The sequence below is a fragment of the Saccharopolyspora thermophila genome, assembly GCF_014646075.1.
In the GTDB taxonomy this organism is placed as follows: Bacteria; Actinomycetota; Actinomycetes; order Mycobacteriales; family Pseudonocardiaceae; genus Saccharopolyspora; species Saccharopolyspora thermophila.
The window spans coordinates 1-621 of record NZ_BMMT01000055.1 but is presented as its reverse complement, the minus strand read 5'-3'; the positions used below and the strand labels follow the sequence as shown (position 1 = coordinate 621).

Genomic DNA, 621 nt, shown 5'->3' with positions numbered 1-621 from the left:
TGATGGGCGGGTTTCGGTCGAGTCGGTGGTGGAGTCGGGTAATTCGTATCACTCGTCTTTGTTGGATGAGCCGGGGATGGCTGTGCCGCCGGGTGCGGTGCGTACGGCGCGTGATTTTGCAAGCGAGGAGGCTGGGCGCGAGTTTTTGCGGCGTAATGGTTTCGGTTTTGTTGTGGACGTGAACCGGGAGGTGCGGGAGAACTATCGCGTTGGGCAGCGGCAGACTAACTGTGCGGTTGCGTCGTTGCAGTTGGCTAATTCTTTTGAGCATGGGCGGCTGTTTGCCGCGCGTGATTCTGAGCCGGTGACGCTCGGTGAGGTCGAGCAGGTGACCGGCAGTAAGGCTATGGGTCCGTTCTATGATGCGGATCCGGTGGCGCGGTTTTTGCGTTCTTCGGAGAACGAGTACAAGCAGGCGTTGGTTTTCCGGAAGACCGGCGATCGTGGTCATGTTGTTCTGGCGTCGCTTGATGGCGACGGTACGGTGAACTTCTTTGACGGGCAGCAAGGAAGCTTTGCTGACGTTGTTCCGATTGATTCGAGCACGCCTTTTGCGGACCTGTACCGTGACGGTGACGGTATTTGGTTCATGCCGTTGAAGCCTGGCGTGGTGTATTCCAC

The 621-nt window shown here is 58.0% G+C and carries 1 protein-coding gene; it reads left to right on the top strand.

The genetic code is table 11. The features are described from left to right. Positions 1-76: 76 nt before the first annotated feature. On the top strand, positions 77-621 hold a 545-nt coding region (locus tag IEY17_RS25040), incomplete at its 3' end, for a toxin glutamine deamidase domain-containing protein (RefSeq protein WP_188991946.1).